The organism is Candidatus Blochmanniella vafra str. BVAF, from assembly GCF_000185985.2.
Taxonomy (GTDB): Bacteria; Pseudomonadota; Gammaproteobacteria; order Enterobacterales; family Enterobacteriaceae; genus Blochmanniella; species Blochmanniella vafra.
The window spans coordinates 362,412-380,548 of sequence record NC_014909.2; the positions used below are offsets into that span (position 1 = coordinate 362,412).

The window sequence follows — 18,137 nt, forward strand, 5'->3', positions numbered from 1 at the left end:
ACATGTATTTCATGCTACGAAATATAAGAATGATGTAGTGTAAAACAGTTTTATTAAAATTTTCCAAAATTTTATATATAACATAATAAAATATTTACATTTTTATATATACTATCTTATTATATAATAATATTGTGTTGTAGGTAACATGAATAAATTATTTTATGATGTGTTAATATGTGGAGCAGGTATTATTGGATCAGCTTTAGCATTACGTTTAGCTCAATCTGGATTACTAATCGCCATAGTTGACCATAATAATTTAATTTTAAAAAAGAATAAAAATACTATACCAGATAGCAGAGTTTCTGCTATTAATTATGCTTCAGTTAATTTTTTTAAGAAAATTAATATTTGGAAAGATATTCCTTCTGAATTTTTAGCTTCATATCATTATTTAAAAGTATGGGAATGTCCAATATCGGTAGTGACGTTTAATTCTAATTCTATAGGTTTATCTGAAATGGGGTTTACTATTGAAAATAATCGATTAAAATCCATTTTATGGAAAGCTATGATAAATTCTTTAAGAATAACATTATATTGCCCATCCATATTAGTTGATTTTCAATATAATGGCACATATTGGCAATGTACTTTAAATAATAATATTATAGTAAACAGTTGGTTATTAATAGGAGCTGATGGGACATATTCAAAAATAAGAGAAAGATTAGGTATTGGAGTAACAGGACATATATACAATCAGTATTGTATGTTATTAACTATTAAAACTGAATATTCTAAACAAGGAACAATTTGGCAGATTTTTACTCCAAGAGGGCCTATAGGATTTTTACCTTTGTATGATCGTTGGGGATCATTAATGTGGTTTGATACGGGTAAATATATTCGTCGATTACAATGTTTACCTAAACTGATATTAGAAAAAAAAATCAAAACTAATTTTTATAAACAATTAGGAGAGTGTTCATTACATAATATACTGATAATACCTTTATTAACTCAACAACCACATTATTGCGTTTTTTCTGGGGGGGTGTTAATTGGAGATTCGGCGCATACAATTCATCCCTTAGCTGGTCAGGGTATCAATTTAGGTATTCGAGATGTCATGCAATTATCTAAATTGTTAATTGACATAGGTAATTTTAAAAAAGATGTTTTAATTTTACAGGAAATATTACAATCCTATCAAAATAAACGAAAATTTGATGTTAGTTTGATGCAGAATAGCATAAATTGGTTACATACGATATTTCATAATAATTTTTTACCCCTGAAAATTACAAGAAATTTAACTTTTATGATGATAGAACGGTTGCCTTATATTAAAAGGCAAATATTAAGATATGCAGTAGGTGTATCAAGTTTTATTAAATAATTATAAAATCTATTAATTGAATATTATCAATGCATATTGATAATGCGCATGTATATTAAACTGTAATTTTATTTCTTAAATTCAAAATGCATAACCTTAGAAAATTTAATATAATTTAAATTTTGATTTTTAAATCAAAATATTCTGGGTATAGCTGGTGCAGCTAAAATCATATAATCTTAATTAATTATAATACATATTGTATAATATAGACTATTTTTCCTCAACTAGGCAACTGGGGTACCAGGATTCGAACCTGGGAGTGGCGGGATCAAAACCCGCTGCCTTTCCTCTTGGCTATACCCCATTTTTATGTTTTTAAGCTCTATTAAAATATTATATAAAAATAAAACTTTACTTGATACTAATTTTAATCATCAGTAAATATTTTTGTATAATTCTTATATAATACGGGAGACGAGATTTGAACTCGTATACCTATTGGTACCAGAACCTAAATCTGGAGCGTCTACCTATTTCGCCACTCCCGCATTTTCATCTAAATAATGCCTAAATACAATATTATATTGTATATGAATAAATTTAATAAAAAATAGTAAATTTCATGGAGATAAAATCAGTATTTTTTTTGCCACAATCAAATAAAAATATAATAAACCCAGATATAGTAAGTAGCTACGACAGGATTTGAACCTGTGCCCTCAGCATTATGAGTGCTGCGCTCTAACCAACTGAGCTACGTAGCCCTATCCATACATTATTTCATTATGTATTATAATTTCAGTTAATTCATAATTAGAGCACTACCAGTATTCTATTTTAATTTTGTTATTTTATATATAAAGATTGTTTTTCAAAAAGCATAAAAATGTTTGATACTTGTTTCACCGTACAAAATAATATTTGTTATTATATCAAAAAATAAAAACATTCTTTTTCAGACATAGAGAATCAATTCATAATAATAATAAACAATTGCCTAAAAACTAGTTAGATAAATTACACAATAAACAAAACCCAATTTTTTATCAAATTAAAATATATAAGTGTAATTAATTACATTTTACAATTTAATTAGAAATAACATATATTTTGCCATCGACAACTGTTTTTTTTATTTGATATTTTTTATCAAATACAGTTAGATTAGCAATTTTATTTTTTTCTAAACTCCCTAAATAATTATCTATTCCGATAGCTCGAGCTGGATATAAGGTAGCCATACGTAATGCTTCATCTAAAGGAATATTAGCATATTTTACACTATTTTGTATAGCTTGAATCATTGTTAAACTAGATCCGCTCAGCACACCATGGCTATTTGTACAAATATTTTTGTGATGTAGTATAGTTTCACCAGAAAAAATAAAATTAGTAATATATTCAGCTCCAGAAGGACTAGTCCCATCAGTCACTAAAATTAAATGATCTTTTTTGATTTGTTTAGCGTATTTTATATTATTCCAATGAACATGTATACCATCTGCTATAATGCTACAATAAATTTGTGTAGTATCAAAAATAGCTCCAATTACCCCTGGTTCCCGAGCATAGATTGGTGGCATAGCGTTGAATAAATGAGTTCCAAACGATACTCCAGATAGAAAACTAAGTTTAGTCTCATAATAAGTAGCGTTCGAATGCCCAATAGATATACATATGCCCGATCTTTGTAATTTTTCAATAACCACACAATCTAACTGCTCAGGAGCAAGAGTAATTTTTTTTATGATATCGCTATTACTACATAAATAATCTAGTATTTTTTTTGTTGGAGACCGTATTAAATTAGAATTATGTATACCTTTTTTTTTAGCATTAAGGAAAGGGCCTTCTAAATGTAGTCCTAAAACTTGACTTTTATTCTGATTTGAAAAGATACGCACTACTTTTATGGCTTGTTTCATTAAAGAATCATTGCTAGTAATTAGAGTTGGCAAAAAACTAGTACACCCAAAACGTCTATTAGTAATTTTCATAATTTCTAAAGTTTGACTAGATATTGATTGTGAATTATCGTTAAATTGCACTCCTCCACATCCATTGAGTTGTAAATCTATAAACCCAGGGGATACGATAAGTCCTAATAAATTATGCGTGTTGATATTAATAGGTAAATGAGCAGTTGGGCAAATTTCTTTAATATAACCATCAGATATAATCAGAGCATGATCGTCTAAAATATGATATCCAGTATAAATTTTGCCGTTAACTAAAGCGTACATATAATAAAAATTCAATCAACGATAACAGAATTGTTCATTTCTAATTCTTGAAAATACTTAATAGTTTTAAGTTTTAATTCTATAGACGACGAATCATCGCATACTAATATAGATTTTTGGTGTAATTGTAAACAACTTATAGGCCACATATGATTTATATTACCTTCAATTGCAGCTTGTACCGCAATCGCCTTATCTTGTCCTGTGGCTATTATCAATATTTCTTGAGATTCAAGCAATGTAGCTAATCCAATAGTTAATGCTAGTTTTGGTACACAATCAATATTATTATTAAAAAATTGAGCATTTGATATCCGAGTGTCCTTGCTTAAATTTTTAATGCGCGTTCTTGAACTGAAAGAAGAACCAGGTTCATTAAAAGCAAGATGCCCATCCTTACCAACTCCTCCAACAAATAAATGAACACTGCCGTACGATTTAATTTTTTTTTCGTATCTTTCACATTCTAAATGTAAATCTTCAGCATTCCCGTTTAAAAAATTTACGTTTTCTTTTAAAATATCAATATGATCAGCAAAAGTATTATGTATAAATTTGCAATAACTTCTTTGATCTTCTCGAGATAAACCAAGGTATTCATCCATGGTAAATATTATTACATGTTTAAAACTCACTTGTCCATTTTGGTGTATTTTTATGAGTTTTTTATAAGTTTTTATAGGAGTATTTCCGGTTGGTAACCCTAATATAAAAGGGTTTATTTTAGTAGGTTTAAAATAATTAATTTTCCATACTATATAATCTGAAACCCATTGAGCAACTTGATCTGAATTATTTAAAAATATAACTCTCATAAAAATAAACCCGTATTAATTACTGTCATTGTATATTAAAGTAATTAATGAAATAAATATAGAGAATTTTATAAATACCATGTATATAATTAATACATGTTACAACATAGCTGTTTTCCTTAAAATTTGAATGAGTATTTACTGTTATCTATATGTACAAGAAATGAAATTCACATATATTAAAGAAAAATCATCTTAATGTTTTATTTATTAAAATAAAAAAATTAGTTAAATTCTTCTTAATTATCACATTGTAGCAAAAAAATATTTTTAAACAGATTTGTAAAATATTTAATAAATTTTTAATATCACATTTTTTTTGAATTTTTATTTAAATTAAATTTTAGTGGAACAAAATTCATACATAATATATTATATATATACATTGAAAAAAATGATTAAATATAATGTATTATAAGTCTAATTTTATATATAAAATCGTTGATCAAGATTTTAAGTTAAAAAAGTGCACCAAAATTCACACAAGATTTCCTCCGGAACCTAATGGTTATTTACATATCGGGCATGCAAAATCTATTTGTTTAAATTTTAATATTGCTCAAAAGTATAATGGAAAATGTAATTTAAGATTTGATGATACAAACCCAACAAAAGAACATAAAGAATACGTAAAATCTATAAAATATGATATTCAGTGGCTTGGATTCATGTGGGATAATACAGCACGTTATACTTCAGATTATTTCGAAAAATTATATGCATATGCTATTGAACTTATTAAAAAAGGATTAGCATATGTAGATGAATTGTCTATGTATGACATTAAAAAATATAGAGGGACGCTAACAAAAATTGGAATAGATAGTCCTTATAGATACCGAAGTATCAAAGAAAACTTAATTTATTTTACTAAAATGCGTGATGGAGGATTTTTAGAAGGAAAAGCTTGTTTAAGAGCTAAAATTAATATGGCTGATGCTTCTGTGATTATGAGAGATCCAGTATTATACCGAATTAAATATACTTCACATCATCGTGTTGGAAAAAATTGGTGTATTTATCCAACATATGATTTCAGTCATTGTATATCAGATGCAATAGAAGGAATTACGCATTCATTATGCACTTTGGAATTTCAAGAAAATCGTCGTTTATATAATTGGATATTAAAAAACACTAGCATTACCCAATATCCTGTGCAATATGAATTTGCTCGGCTTAACTTAACATATGTAATTACCTCTAAACGTCAAATTAACGTATTGATTAAAAATAAAATAGTAGATGGATGGGATGATCCTCGTCTTCTTACTATTTCTGGATTGCGTCGTAGAGGATACACAGCTGCATCAATTCGTGAATTTTGTCAACGTATTGGAGTCAGTAGGCAAGATAGTCAAATAGAATTATCAGTATTAGAATCTTGTATTCGAAATGACTTAAATAAAACGGCTCCTAGATTAATGGCGGTAATTCATCCTATAAAAGTTATAATTAGTAATTTTCCAGAAGGATATGAAGAAAAAATTATAGTGCCTAATCATCCTAGTAATTATAATCTAGGAACCCGTTTTGTAATTTTTACTAAAGAAATTTTTATTGATCGTTTTGATTTCTATGAAAAACTCGATTCTAATTTTCCTAAGTTAACTATAGGAACAGAGATACGTTTAAGATATGCTTATATTATTCGGGCTAACCATGTCATAAAAGATGTGAATGGTAATATTCTAGCTATATATTGTAACTATAATCCACATACTTTAAATAAAAATCCTATAAATGACAAAAAGGTTTATAAGGTTATTCACTGGGTATCAGCACAAAAAAATATCCCCGCAAAATTCCATTTTTATGATAAATTATTTACTCACCCCAACCCTTCAACTGTAAGGAATTTATTGAATATTGTGAACCCTACCTCATTAATAAGTTTAAAAGGATATATTGAATCAGGTATATCATTTTTTAAACACCCTGGTCCTTATCAATTCGAACGAGAAGGTTATTTCATTTTAGATCATCAATACAGTAAACCTACTGATTTGGTATTTAACAGAATTGTAACTTTAAAAAAGTCTTCGGTAAGATAATAATATCTACATATCTAATGTATTAAATACATGTATATAAAGTGATATGTGTGTATCCGTTTTATTCTAAAAAACTATTTATATGTTCATTTCTACACATATTTTATTAACCCAATTTTTTACTCTCAATTCCGTCATATCTGGTTGCCTATCTTCATCTATTGCCAAACCAACAAATTGATCATTATTAATAATGCTTTTTGACATATCAAAATAATACCCAGAACTAGGCCATAAACCGATTACCTTTGCTCCATTCTTTAACACAATTTTATATAAAATGCTCATAGCATCACAAAAATACTCTGAATAATCTTCTTGATCTCCGCATCCAAAAATTGCTACTTTTTTATCATAAAAATTTATATTTTTAAATATAGGTAAAAAAGAATCCCAATCACATTGAGGCTCCCCGTAATACCAAGTAGGAATACCAAATATTAACTTATCATAGGTTTCTATATCTTCTTTAGAGCTTTCAGCAATATCAAAAATATCTGATAAATTTTTTCCTATTTTTGTTTGAATCATTTTAGCAAGTTTTTCAGTATTACCCGTATCACTGCCAAAAAAAATACCTACTGATTTTTTCATAATTAAACCTTATATCATTAATTACCAAATTTTTATATTATATTTAAATATCACTTTTAGATATTTTTTATATTATTAGTTATTTATTTTAAATTATTTAATATAGATTACGTACTCCCAATACTGTATTTATACTCAATTTAAATAAAAGTTGATATATTATATAATACTGGGAGAATGTATTTATGTACCCATAAAACACCCATATCTTAATTATCATTAATTTTGTATCTTATTTAAATAAAAAGTAAATCATATAAAATTAGCAATTTATCTCCTCTCTGAAAATAGAGGTATATCTTATTTGATATACGTATAAAAATTGGGGGTAATAAAAATTAATACTTACTATTATCGATAAATTTTTTATTATAACATAATGACATAAAAATCTATAATTTACATATTAAAAAAGCAATAAAACCAATAACTTTAACAATATGTTATATATTATTAATTAATTAATGTAACGTGATTATGTACTTACAATTATATAATTAATTACTATGTACAATTTTTATCTTTTATTTATTTAACATTATATTATATATTATATAATGTTATATTAATTCACTCAATCAAAAAAAAGTAAATATCAATATTATCTCTTAATTTTGCAACAAGAATAATAGAAAAATATATAAAGTATTTAATATTAGTAACATAAAAGAAGTATGTAATAAGATATATTAATACAAAATCTTTTTAAATTAGTTATTCTATATTTATGTAAGAAATATTTAATATAATAATACGTTTCATCTTATGGGAACGTGTCTGTAATAACTGTATTATTAATTAATATTTTCAATTTATATTAGCAATATTAATACTCAGTTTTATTATTGTAATAATGTAAAACATAATAAATATATTCTACTTTTTGATTTCGGTTATTGCTTTTGGATCATTATAAATTACAATTGAATTTATTTAATATTATTGAAGTAATTTGTAAGTGACAAACTACTGCTATAATAATTACAATATTTTTTTATTATTACTCTTCAGATAAAAAATTAAATATAGTTCATTTTTGAAACTTTAAATTTAATTGATATAGTTTGAAAAAGTTAAAATTTCATACTTTCATTAATAAATTATGTTTTTTAAAAACAAAAAAGTATACTGCATAACTTCAAAAAATATAAAATATCAGATATATAAATCTTCAGAATTATGTTATTATGTTTATTGTGCCTTTCATACACATAAAATAACCAAATATCCTGATTTTCATATAAATTGTTAAACTAAAGCTTAAAAAACACCTATATTAGGTAAGGTATTAATTGAATTTAATTTATTAATTATCAAAAACAAAATATGTATTATTATGACGTTTTTAAAATAATTTATAATTAATATATAAGATTTTTGTTATCTTTTCATTTAATTTACTATTTTATATCAAAGTAAATCCTTAACACTTTAAGTCCGATACAATTGACATGGATTTATATTAATGTCTTTTAAAGTTCATGTTTAAAATGCTATATAAGCGCACTATAGCAAAATTATTATACATAAATAATATGGTAGTTATATCCTAATTTATTAAAGTATTACATAAAAAAATAAGTAAAATTTTTATAAAAAATATATTGTATATAAAATATAAAAATCAATAAAATATTAGATTGATAATTGCTTATTAATATTCAGTACATGCAAAATATAAAAATTTTAAATAGCATATATAATACAAATGTTCTATTTGTTAAATAAAACACAATATTATTAATACAATTACTCTATTAAAACGCATTACATATAAGCCTATTTCAAAATGGAAACTAGTTATTTTTTTTATTTAATCAGATATATATTGATTTTTTGATAAGTAGTATATTGTTATTTAATTATATTTTTATTAAGATCTTGTCATCAGTGTTATTTTATTAAAAATTAAATATAAAATTTGTTACTAGAATTATTAATCTTTTAATAATATGCAAAACATCGCATGACATATAATTTAATTATTTGCTATAATTTTCCCATTATAAATTATTTTGTATGTAAAAATAATATTTTAAATTTAAAATAATGTTATTATGTAACTAATTGAATTTAATATTATTAAATAATTATTAAATAAATTATACTAATAATTGTTAAGATTCTAAGAATATTCATATAATTACGTAAACAAAAAGAGCGTACATGTTAAACAATAATTTAAAATTTATACAACTAGATATAAAAACTATAAAATTTCCTATTACTGCAATAGCTTCAATTCTTCATAGAATTTCCGGAATTTTTTTATTTATAATGATTGGCCCAATATTATGGGTATTAAGAAAATCTTTACATTCTGAAGATAATTTTTATAAAATTAGCAATTTGTTATTAATAAATAATTATCTGTTTTTATTTGTAAAATGGAGTGTGACTATAGCACTGAGTTATCATATAATTTTTGGAATACGACAAATGTTAATGGATTTTGGATTCCTTAAACAAACGTTATTAGTAGGAAAAATTAGTGCAATCATTGTGTTTATATTGGTAATTTCTTTATTTATTTATATTGAACTATTTCTATAATGGTATTTATAAAAAAATTAAATTTATTAAAAAAACATGGAGTCTATGAATGGTTAATAGTACGATTCTCAGCCATGTTAATGATATTATATATATTGTATATACTAAATTTCATGTGTTTTAATCATAATGTATCTTATGAACAATGGCGTAGTTTTTTTTATAGTAATAAAATTCGACTGTTTAGTATAATAATCTTATTTTTTGTTTTACAGCATACCTGGATTGGAATAAGACACGTATTAGAAGATTATATAAAATCAGTTCAATTTAAAAGATTAGGAATGAAATTAATTGGTATTGTAATATATACATACTTATTATCAGGAATAGTAATTATTTGGGGAGTATAAGCATGGTAAATTATAATAATTTACCAGTAAAAGAATTTTTTTCTGTTATTATAGGTGCTGGAGGAGCTGGCATGCGTGTTGCGTTATATATTTCTCAATTGGGATTTTCTTGTGCTTTAATTTCTAAGGTATTTCCAACTCGATCACATACAGTATCTGCTCAAGGAGGTATTACTGTAGCTCTTGGCAACCAACATGAAGATAATTGGGAATGGCATATGTATGATACAGTAAAGGGATCTGATTACATAGGAGATCAAAATGCTATCGAATATATGTGTAAAACAGGACCACAAGCTATTATAGAATTAGAACGTATGGGATTACCATTTTCTAGATTAAAAAATGGACGTATTTATCAGAGACCCTTTGGGGGTCAAACCTTGTTTTATGGGAAAAAACAAGCTGCTCGAACTGCATCTTCTGCTGATAGAACCGGACATGCGTTGCTCCATACGTTATATCAACAGAATTTAAAAAATAAAACTATTATATTTTCAGAATGGTATGCGTTGGATTTAGTGAAAAATCAAGATGGAAGAGTACTTGGTTGTGTTGCTTTTTCTATTGAAACTGGAGAATTAATATATTTCAAAGCTCGAGCCACCGTTATTGCAACTGGAGGAGCTGGCCGAATTTATCAATCTACTACTAATGCGTATATCAATACAGGAGATGGAATTGGAATGGCATTACGAGCTGAAATTCCTGTTCAAGATATGGAAATGTGGCAATTTCATCCTACTGGGATAGCTGGTATTGGCATTTTAGTGAGTGAAGGATGTAGAGGAGAAGGTGGATATTTATTAAACATTAATGGGGAAAAATTTATGGAGCGATATGCTCCTAATGCTAAAGATTTAGCCGGACGAGATGTAGTATCTAGAGCAATTATTATTGAAATTCGAGAAGGCAGGGGTTATTCGGATATATATTATGGACCTCATGTTAAATTAAAATTAGATCATTTAGGTAAAGAATTATTGGAATTACGTTTACCAGGAATTTTAGAATTAGTTCGTACTTTTGCTAATATTGATCCTGTAAAAGAATTAATTCCAGTTTTTCCAACGTGCCATTATATGATGGGAGGTATTCCGACGACCATTCATGGACAAGTAATTACTATCAATAATGAAAAAGAAAAATACGATAGAATAGTTCCAGGTTTGTTTGCAGTTGGAGAAACTGCTTGCGTATCAGTACATGGTGCTAATAGATTAGGGGGAAATTCTTTACTAGATTTAATAGTATTTGGTCATGCTACAGGATTATGTATACATAAATATATTTTAGAGGAAGAATGGCCACCTGCCAGAAATGCTACTGCTTCCGATATAGAAAAATCTTTGTCTCGTTATATTAAATGGAATAGTGATACTCAGTTAGGATCAAATAAAGAAAGTCCTGAAAAAATAAGAAAAGATTTACAATGGTGCATGCAAAATAATTTTTCAGTTTTTCGAGAAGAAAAAACAATGTTAAGGGGATTAGAAGAATTAAAAGAAATGAAAGAAAGATTAAGTAATGTTACTTTACAAGATAAAACTCAACAATTCAATACTCAACGTATTGAATGTTTGGAACTAGAAAATTTATTAGAAATTGCGTATGCCACTGCAATATCTGCTCTTTTTAGAAAAGAAAGCAGAGGAGCACATAGTAGATATGATTTTCCTTTTAGAGATGATAAAAATTGGTTATGCCATACATTATTTTTACCGAAAAATAATATTATGATTCGTAGAAACGTAAATATGCAGCCAAAATTTCGGCCCGCTTTTTTACCCAAAGCTCGTTTATATTAAAATAGAAAAATATGAAAATAAAATTTTCAATTTATCGGTTTTGTCCTGAACTTAATAAAGTTCCTTATATGCAAGAATTTCAAATTAATCTTATAAATATATATAGAATGACACTGCTAGATGCTTTAATTCAATTAAAAGAACATGATCCTACTTTAACATTTCGGAGATCTTGCCGAGAAGGGGTATGCGGATCAGACGGAATGAATATAAATGGTACAAATAACCTTGCGTGTATTACATCATTGACGGAGTTAATCAATAGGAATCCACAAAAAAAGATTATTATTAGACCATTACCTGGGTTTCCAGTAATTCGAGATTTAGTAGTAGATATGAGTCAATTTTACTTACAATATCAAAAAATAAATCCCTATTTAATTAATAAGGATATTAATAAACCATCTCATGAATATTTGCAATCTCCAGAAGATAGAGCTAAATTAGATGGGTCTTATGAATGTATATTGTGCGCATGTTGTTCTAGTTCTTGTCCTTCGTTTTGGTGGAATTCAGATAAATTTATTGGCCCTGCTGGGTTATTAACATTATATCGGTTTTTAGTGGATACTAGGGATACTCACAGTAAAGAACGATTAAAAGAGTTACAAGATTCTTTTAGTGTTTTTAGATGTCATAATATTATGAATTGCGTTAGTGTATGCCCAAAAAAATTAAACCCAGCTCAAGCTATAGGCAAAATTAAAAGAATGTTAGTTAAAAACATTATTAAATAATAATTTCAAATCTAAGTCCGTATGTGGTTAATGCACATACATATAAAATATTATGACAGATAACAAATTATTTATAAAATTAGTGTATATTCGTTTGAATATACTTATTAAAAATAGGACTTTATAATGTATCGTGATATATTAGAAAAGCAGATGAATTCTTCTTTTTTGACTAGAAATAATCAATCGTATATTAATCAGATTTATGAAATCTTTTTAAAAGATCCTAGCTCTGTTGATTCTGATTGGAGAAATGTGTTTCAAAAATGGATTTTTGAAACACAATACGAGCAGGATCAACGTTCTTCAGATGTAAAACTAAACAAAATACCAGGAGAATATACTAAATATAAAAAAAATCAAATCTCAAAATCAACAAAATCAAATAATAATATCATTGTAGTTGTAGAAAAAATATTAAAATTAATTAATTCTTTTAGAATATATGGACATCAATATGCAAAATTAGATCCATTAGGATTATCTGTAAATAAAAATAAAAGTAATTTTTTGGAATTAGAATATTATAAATTTGAAAATGAAGATTTATATCGATTGTATGACACTAATCTTTTAGGAATTTCAAAAGGATTTATGACGATAGAAGACATACATCAATTTTTTAAAAAAATTTATTGCAGAACTATTGGTTTTGAATATATGCATATTCTAGATTCTACTATAGTTTTTTGGATTCAAAAACAAATTGAATCTATCACAAATATATCTGAGGATTTAAATAATGCAGATCAGCAACAATTTCTTAAAGAAATTATTGCTGCAGATAAATTAGAACATTATTTAGGAATAAAATTTCCTGGGGCAAAACGATTTTCGTTAGAAGGAGGAGATGTGTTAATCCCTATGTTAAAGGAGATAATACGTTATTCCGCTTTCAAACATGAAATTAAAGAAATATTTCTTGGAATGGCTCATAGAGGCCGATTGAATGTATTGGTTAATGTTTTGGGCAAAACTCTTCAAGATTTAATTGATGAATTTTATGGGAAGAATTTGTCGAATAATCAAAGTGGAGATGTAAAATATCATCAAGGTTTATACTCAGATATTGTTATTAACAAACACAACGTAAGTTTATTTTTATTATTTAATCCATCGCATTTAGAAATTGTTACCCCAGTGGTAATGGGAGCAGCACGATCGAGAATAGATCAATTAAATTATCGCACTATATCTCAATCTATTAAAAATATTAATTTAAAATTACAAAATAATACGGTATTGCCGATTGTAATACATGGAGATGCTGCTATTAGCGCTCAAGGAGTAGTCCAAGAATCATTTAATATGGCTAATACCCGAGCTTATGGAATAGGAGGAACAGTCCATATTGTAATTAATAACCAAATTGGGTTTACTACGTCTAATATTTATGATCTTAGATCTACTTCATATTGTACTGATATAGCAAAGATGATACAAGCTCCTATTGTGCATATAAATGCTGATGATGTAAATGCAGTTATATTTGTCACTAGATTTGCATTAAATTTTAGAAAAAAATTTAACAAAGATATAGTGATTGATTTAGTTTGTTATCGTAGACATGGACATAATGAAGCAGATGAACCTAGTGTCACCCAACCTGTAATGTATCAAAAAATTCATAACCACTTAAAGGTTGTTGATATTTATGCTCAATTTTTGCATAAAAATAAAATAATAGATATGGATAAAATCCAAGATATGATTCAAGTATATCGTTCCAAATTAGAACATAAACAACACTGTATGATTGAAAATTGGAATCCTACTAACGTTCGATCTACATATCATCCTAATGATCATAATGATCTTAATCAAAAAACAGATTATTTTGTTTTGAAGCAAATAAGTAAAAAATATTTACAAGATTTAGCGTATTGTATTAGCAATATTCCACCGAATTTTTTACTTCATGAAAGAGTAAAAAAAATTTACGCTGAACGAATTGAGATGGCGTTAGGAAAAAGGTTGTTCGATTGGGGAGGAGCTGAAATTTTAGCATATGCTGTATTATTAAAGGAAGGTTATTCTATTAGGTTATCAGGCGAAGATGTAGCGCGAGGCACGTTTTTTCATAGACACGCAATAATATATGACCAAACTCATGGCTCAAAGTACATTCCATTAATGAATATTCAAAAAAAACAAGGATCATTTTTAATTTGGGATTCAGTATTATCTGAAGAATCAGCCTTAGCATTTGAATATGGATATTCTATTATTTCTTCAAAAAATACTTTAGTAATCTGGGAAGCTCAATTTGGAGATTTCTCTAACGGAGCTCAAGTAGTTATTGACCAATTTATTAGTTCTGGGAAACAAAAATGGAATCAATCGTGTGGATTAGTGATGTTACTACCTCATGGGTATGAAGGACAAGGACCAGAACATTCTTCTTGTCGTATAGAAAGATATTTACAATTATGTGCTGAAAATAATATTAGACTTTGTGTTCCTTCTACCCCAGCTCAAATCTATCATGTATTACATCAACAAATGAAAAATTCTATACAAATACCATTAATTATTATATCTCCAAAATCCTTATTAAGAAATGCAATGGCAACTTCTTCAATAGAGGATTTAACATATGGCTCCTTTAATACAATTTTTAAAGAAACGAATAATTGTTGTATCTTGAATCAAATAAATAAGGTAATTATGTGTACTGGAAAGGTATACTATGATTTATTAAGTAGTCGGGATAAAGAGCGTTTATATACTATAGCTATAATACGTATTGAGCAATTATATCCCTTTCCTTATTCTGATATAATAAAAATTATAAATCAATCGTATAGTCATGTAAAAAATTTTATTTGGTGTCAAGAAGAGCCAGAAAATCAAGGAGCTTGGTATTATATACAACGTTGTTTTTGTAAGTGTATTACAAAATTAAATATGAATATTACACTACATTATGTAGGACGAGATGCATCAGCTTCCCCTGCTTCGGGGTATTTTGCTATACATCAAGCACAACAAAAAAAAATAATTAATACTGCGATAAGAAGTATAATATGAATAATAAAAAGGATAAAACATGATTGATAGTAGTAATAGTTTAGAAATTTTAGTGCCTAATTTACCTGAATCTGTTGAAGATGCTACTGTTGCTGTATGGCATAAAAAAGAGGGAGATAAAATTCAACAAGATGAAATCTTACTTGAAATTGAAACAGATAAAATTATGTTAGAAATTCCAGCGTCTCAAAATGGAACATTAGAAATGATATTGGAAAAGGAAGGGTCTATTGTTAGAGCTGGGCAAATCTTAGCTCGTTTAAAATTGAATAAAAATATAGTTGCTATGAAAGAATCTAAATTAAATCCACTCATTTCTAATAAAGACTATAATAACCAAAATATAGCTCTGAATTTTAATTATACTTCTTCTGATCAAAAATGTGCCCAAATTAAACAAGAGAATAATAGCACTACTTTTTTACTAAAAAACTTAAGCCCTTCTATTAAAAAATTAATTACTGAATATAATCTCAATATAAAAGAAATAAAAGGAACAGGCATAAAAGGACGTATCACTAGGCAAGATATAGAAACATACATAAAGACAAAATTAGCACAAAGCAACAATATTACCGATCCTGATGCCAATATAAATATTAATATTCAAGACAATAATATTAGTGATGTTTCTGGTAATAGAAAAGATACTCGAATTTCGATGAATCGTTTACGAAAAAAGATTGCAGAACGTTTATTATATGTCACTAATTCTACGGCTATGCTCACTACATTTAATGAAGTAAACATGCAATCTATTATATCTTTACGTAATAAATATAATAAATTATTCATAGAACGACATGGTACTAAATTAGGATTTATGTCATTTTTTATAAAATCAGTATTAGAAGGCTTAAGACGTTTTCCTGAAATTAACGCTTGTATTGATGGGGATGATATAGTATATCATACTTATTTTGATATAAGTATTGCAGTTTCTACAGAACGTGGATTGGTTACTCCAGTATTAAGAAATGTAAATAAATTAAGTATCTCGAATATTGAAAAGCAAATTAAATTTTTATCTGAAAAAAGTCGAAAAGGAAAATTAACGTTGGAAGAATTAACTGGAGGAAATTTCACTATTACCAATGGAGGGATTTTTGGCTCTTTAATGTCTACGCCTATCATTAATCCTCCCCAAAGTGCTATTCTTGGAATGCATACCATTACAGAACGACCAATGGCTATAAATGGGCAAGTAATAATTTTACCTATGATGTACTTAGCATTATCATACGATCATAGATTAATAGACGGTAAAGATTCAGTAAGTTTTTTAAAAACGATAAAAGAATTAATAGAAGATCCAACTCGATTATTATTAGATATTTAAGAACATGTAATAAATAAATTTTATTGCTATATTGCAATTTATTACAATACACGAAGAGAATTTATGTATGTTTTATGGTGATATTATTTAAACAAAATATATGTAATATTTTTCCGTATCATGGTTAATTATATATGACTAATCTATACGAATATCAAGCAAAAAAATTATTTAGGAAATTTAAAATACCTATTTTGAAAAATTGGATTTTTTCTGATATCTCAGAAATTAAACATTGCACATCATCTGTGATTATGGATGGACCTCCATGGATAGTAAAATGCCAAATACATTCAGGAGGACGAGGAAAAGCTGGAGGAGTTAAAGTTGCAAATTCATTAGAAGATATATATTCTTTTGCTACCCATTGGCTTGGCAATCGACTAATTACTGACCAAACATCTAAAAAAGGAGATGTTGTAAATTATATCTTAGTAGAACCAGCAATCAAATTTATTAATGAATTTTATTTCAGTCTATTCATTGATAGAGATTCATCTCAAATTTTATGTATAGTTTCTGTGAAAGGAGGGATTGATATTGAAAATACAATAAATAAATCACCTGATTTAATTTTTAAGATCTCAATAGATCCCATGGTTGGAGCATATCCATATCAAGGTCGTATATTAGCAGATAAATTAAATTTAAAAGGGATAGAAATTAATAAATTTGTTCAAATTTATATTGATATTGTTCGAATGTTTCTAGAAAATGATTTAACTTTAGTAGAAATTAATCCATTTATTATTGATAATAACCATAACTTACTTTGTTTAGATGCTAAAGTTAGTGTCGATAGTAATTCGTTTTTTAGACAACCTAATTTGTTAAGTTTATGTTTAAATAAACACTCAACAAACAATTTAAATAATAAATTAGTTCCTCTTTCTCAAGATCTTTCAATTAATTATGTTTCTTTACATGGAAACATAGGATGTATGGTAAATGGAGCTGGTTTAGCAATGGCTACTATGGATTTAATAAAATCATTAGGTGGGGAACCAGCTAATTTTTTAGATATAGGTGGTGATACAGACATGGATTCTCTCATGTCTGCATTTACCATGATTTTAAAAAAAACATCGGTAAAAGCAGTATTTGTTAATATTTTTGGTGGTATTGTGTGTTGTGATTTAGTTGCGGATGGAATTATTGCTGTTTTAACTAAAAATATCAATAATCATGTTCCTGTTGTGATACGATTAGAAGGTAATAATGCTATTTTAGGTCATAAAAAATTAATAAATAGTAAATTAAATATATTTGTTGTTAATAATTTATTAGATGCAGTGCATCACACTATAGAGTTAGTAAAATAAA

At 26.6% G+C, this 18,137-nt stretch carries 12 protein-coding genes and 3 tRNA genes; 9 read left to right on the forward strand and 6 right to left on the reverse strand.

The window, feature by feature from the left end; genetic code table 11:
• The first annotated feature begins 148 nt into the window (after window positions 1-148).
• The gene (locus BVAF_RS01590; protein ID WP_013516643.1) at window positions 149-1,345 is read left to right on the forward strand and encodes an FAD-dependent monooxygenase; all 1,197 of its coding nucleotides are present in this window, start codon (window positions 149-151) and stop codon (window positions 1,343-1,345) included.
• A 235-nt stretch (window positions 1,346-1,580) separates the two neighbouring features.
• Here the strand turns inward: BVAF_RS01590 and BVAF_RS01595 are convergent.
• The 5 genes from BVAF_RS01595 to nagB form a co-directional block, all read right to left on the reverse strand.
• Window positions 1,581-1,652, reverse strand: a tRNA-Gln gene (locus BVAF_RS01595).
• Window positions 1,653-1,754: 102 nt separating this feature from the next.
• Window positions 1,755-1,836: transfer RNA gene (locus BVAF_RS01600), tRNA-Leu, on the reverse strand.
• 142 nt (window positions 1,837-1,978) lie between these two features.
• Window positions 1,979-2,052, reverse strand: a tRNA-Met gene (locus BVAF_RS01605).
• A 324-nt stretch (window positions 2,053-2,376) separates the two neighbouring features.
• Entirely contained in the window at window positions 2,377-3,531 is a 1,155-nt protein-coding gene (gene nagA, locus BVAF_RS01610) for an N-acetylglucosamine-6-phosphate deacetylase (protein ID WP_013516644.1), read from the reverse strand.
• An 11-nt stretch (window positions 3,532-3,542) separates the two neighbouring features.
• The gene (gene nagB, locus BVAF_RS01615; RefSeq protein ID WP_013516645.1) at window positions 3,543-4,346 is read right to left on the reverse strand and encodes a glucosamine-6-phosphate deaminase; all 804 of its coding nucleotides are present in this window, start codon (window positions 4,344-4,346) and stop codon (window positions 3,543-3,545) included.
• A 407-nt stretch (window positions 4,347-4,753) separates the two neighbouring features.
• Between nagB and glnS the strand changes: the two genes are divergently transcribed.
• Window positions 4,754-6,400 carry a glutamine--tRNA ligase gene (gene glnS, locus BVAF_RS01620; protein WP_013516646.1) on the forward strand — a complete coding sequence of 549 codons (1,647 nt, stop codon included), beginning with the start codon at window positions 4,754-4,756 and terminating at the stop codon, window positions 6,398-6,400.
• A 78-nt stretch (window positions 6,401-6,478) separates the two neighbouring features.
• Here glnS and fldA read toward each other — a convergent pair whose 3' ends face one another.
• Complete coding sequence (fldA, locus tag BVAF_RS01625; protein ID WP_013516647.1) at window positions 6,479-6,994, reverse strand: flavodoxin FldA; 516 nt, start codon at window positions 6,992-6,994, stop codon at window positions 6,479-6,481.
• A gap of 2,166 nt (window positions 6,995-9,160) precedes the next feature.
• On the opposite strand from fldA, the gene sdhC reads away from it, so the two are divergent.
• The 7 genes from sdhC (at window position 9,161) to sucC (ending at window position 18,136) form a co-directional block, all read left to right on the forward strand.
• Window positions 9,161-9,547: a succinate dehydrogenase, cytochrome b556 subunit gene (gene sdhC, locus BVAF_RS01630; protein ID WP_013516648.1), complete on the forward strand. Its 387-nt coding sequence runs from the start codon at window positions 9,161-9,163 to the stop codon at window positions 9,545-9,547.
• A complete protein-coding gene (gene sdhD, locus BVAF_RS01635) occupies window positions 9,547-9,900 on the forward strand; it encodes a succinate dehydrogenase, hydrophobic membrane anchor protein (RefSeq protein WP_013516649.1) in 354 nt (117 codons plus the stop codon). The genes sdhC and sdhD overlap by 1 nt, the downstream gene beginning before the upstream one ends.
• 2 nt (window positions 9,901-9,902) lie before the next feature.
• Complete coding sequence (gene sdhA, locus BVAF_RS01640; RefSeq protein ID WP_013516650.1) at window positions 9,903-11,708, forward strand: succinate dehydrogenase flavoprotein subunit; 1,806 nt, start codon at window positions 9,903-9,905, stop codon at window positions 11,706-11,708.
• A gap of 11 nt (window positions 11,709-11,719) precedes the next feature.
• Entirely contained in the window at window positions 11,720-12,445 is a 726-nt protein-coding gene (locus BVAF_RS01645) for a succinate dehydrogenase iron-sulfur subunit (protein WP_013516651.1), read from the forward strand.
• A 126-nt stretch (window positions 12,446-12,571) separates the two neighbouring features.
• On the forward strand, window positions 12,572-15,475 hold the full coding sequence (locus tag BVAF_RS01650) for a 2-oxoglutarate dehydrogenase E1 component (protein WP_013516652.1): 2,904 nt from the start codon (window positions 12,572-12,574) through the stop codon (window positions 15,473-15,475).
• Window positions 15,476-15,494: 19 nt separating this feature from the next.
• Window positions 15,495-16,814, forward strand: coding sequence for a 2-oxoglutarate dehydrogenase complex dihydrolipoyllysine-residue succinyltransferase (gene odhB / locus BVAF_RS01655; RefSeq protein ID WP_013516653.1), 1,320 nt, complete (start codon window positions 15,495-15,497; stop codon window positions 16,812-16,814).
• Between the two features lie 134 nt (window positions 16,815-16,948).
• A complete protein-coding gene (gene sucC, locus BVAF_RS01660) occupies window positions 16,949-18,136 on the forward strand; it encodes an ADP-forming succinate--CoA ligase subunit beta (protein WP_013516654.1) in 1,188 nt (395 codons plus the stop codon).
• Window position 18,137 lies beyond the last annotated feature (1 nt).

Excerpts from the sequence above, each read along its gene's own strand:
- BVAF_RS01590 (WP_013516643.1), top strand. The coding sequence starts at position 149 with ATGAATAAATTATTTTATGATGTGTTAATATGTGGAGCAGGTATTATT.
- nagA (WP_013516644.1), bottom strand. The coding sequence starts at position 3,531 with ATGTACGCTTTAGTTAACGGCAAAATTTATACTGGATATCATATTTTA.
- nagB (WP_013516645.1), bottom strand. The coding sequence starts at position 4,346 with ATGAGAGTTATATTTTTAAATAATTCAGATCAAGTTGCTCAATGGGTT.
- glnS (WP_013516646.1), top strand. The coding sequence starts at position 4,754 with ATGTATTATAAGTCTAATTTTATATATAAAATCGTTGATCAAGATTTT.
- fldA (WP_013516647.1), bottom strand. The coding sequence starts at position 6,994 with ATGAAAAAATCAGTAGGTATTTTTTTTGGCAGTGATACGGGTAATACT.
- sdhC (WP_013516648.1), top strand. The coding sequence starts at position 9,161 with ATGTTAAACAATAATTTAAAATTTATACAACTAGATATAAAAACTATA.
- sdhD (WP_013516649.1), top strand. The coding sequence starts at position 9,547 with ATGGTATTTATAAAAAAATTAAATTTATTAAAAAAACATGGAGTCTAT.
- sdhA (WP_013516650.1), top strand. The coding sequence starts at position 9,903 with ATGGTAAATTATAATAATTTACCAGTAAAAGAATTTTTTTCTGTTATT.
- BVAF_RS01645 (WP_013516651.1), top strand. The coding sequence starts at position 11,720 with ATGAAAATAAAATTTTCAATTTATCGGTTTTGTCCTGAACTTAATAAA.
- BVAF_RS01650 (WP_013516652.1), top strand. The coding sequence starts at position 12,572 with ATGTATCGTGATATATTAGAAAAGCAGATGAATTCTTCTTTTTTGACT.
- odhB (WP_013516653.1), top strand. The coding sequence starts at position 15,495 with ATGATTGATAGTAGTAATAGTTTAGAAATTTTAGTGCCTAATTTACCT.
- sucC (WP_013516654.1), top strand. The coding sequence starts at position 16,949 with ATGACTAATCTATACGAATATCAAGCAAAAAAATTATTTAGGAAATTT.